The sequence below is a fragment of the Amycolatopsis sp. SID8362 genome (genome assembly GCF_010550475.1).
GTDB classification, from domain to species: Bacteria; Actinomycetota; Actinomycetes; order Mycobacteriales; family Pseudonocardiaceae; genus Amycolatopsis; species Amycolatopsis eburnea.
In genome coordinates this window covers 1-724 of the sequence record NZ_JAAGNB010001344.1, presented here as the reverse complement: position 1 = coordinate 724, position 724 = coordinate 1, and the positions used below count along the sequence as shown (strand labels likewise).

Sequence of the window (724 nt, the reverse complement as noted above, 5' to 3'; positions counted from 1 at the left end):
GCTGTCGACGTAGACGCGGTCGTCCTGGCCGTGCGCCAGCCGCGGCCGCCCGCCCGGCACCTTCTTGGTGCCCTTGAGGGTGCCGTGGCTGTCGTAGGTCCGGACCTCGTTGCGGGTTTCGTCGACGAGCGCGACGACGTGCGTGGTGGCGACCGGGCCGCTGAACCGGCCGTCCTTGGGCAGGTCGACCGAGACCGGGTGGCCGGCCCGGCCGTCCTTCCCGAGCCCGGTGGTGTCGATCAGGTGCAGTTGGTTGCGGTCCGGGTCGGCGACGGCGAGCCGCCCGTCGACCGAGGTGTTGGCCACCAGCGCCGTCGCGGGCAGCTTGACGCCGATCGCGACGGGCTCGCCGAGCCCGTCCTTGCTCACCGGGCTCAGCGTGTCCGCGGTGACGTCCAGGACCACCGGCCGGTCGTCGGCCAGCGCGAGCAGCCCGCTGTGCCCGGCGGGCAGCTGCGCCGGGCAGGTCGGGGTGGCGGCGCCGCGCGGCAGTTCGCACACCGCGCCGGTGTCGATCCGGTACACCCACAGGGTTCCGTCGCTCGTCGCGACGGGCGTGGCCAGCGGACCGCCGGCCGCGACGGTGGCCACCGGGTCGCCGAGCCGGACGATCCGGCCGGCGTTGCGGTAGACCAGGTACGGCCCGCCCGCGACCTCCAGCACCGACGGCGTTTCGGCGGCGGGCGGCGTGATCGAGCTCTCCACGCCCAATGTCGACTTGTCG

At 74.9% G+C, this 724-nt stretch carries 1 pseudogene; it reads right to left on the bottom strand.

Annotated features, from left to right (window positions below):
- Positions 1-705, bottom strand: a pseudogene (locus G3I65_RS41235) (fibronectin type III domain-containing protein); the annotation flags it as partial.
- Positions 706-724 lie beyond the last annotated feature (19 nt).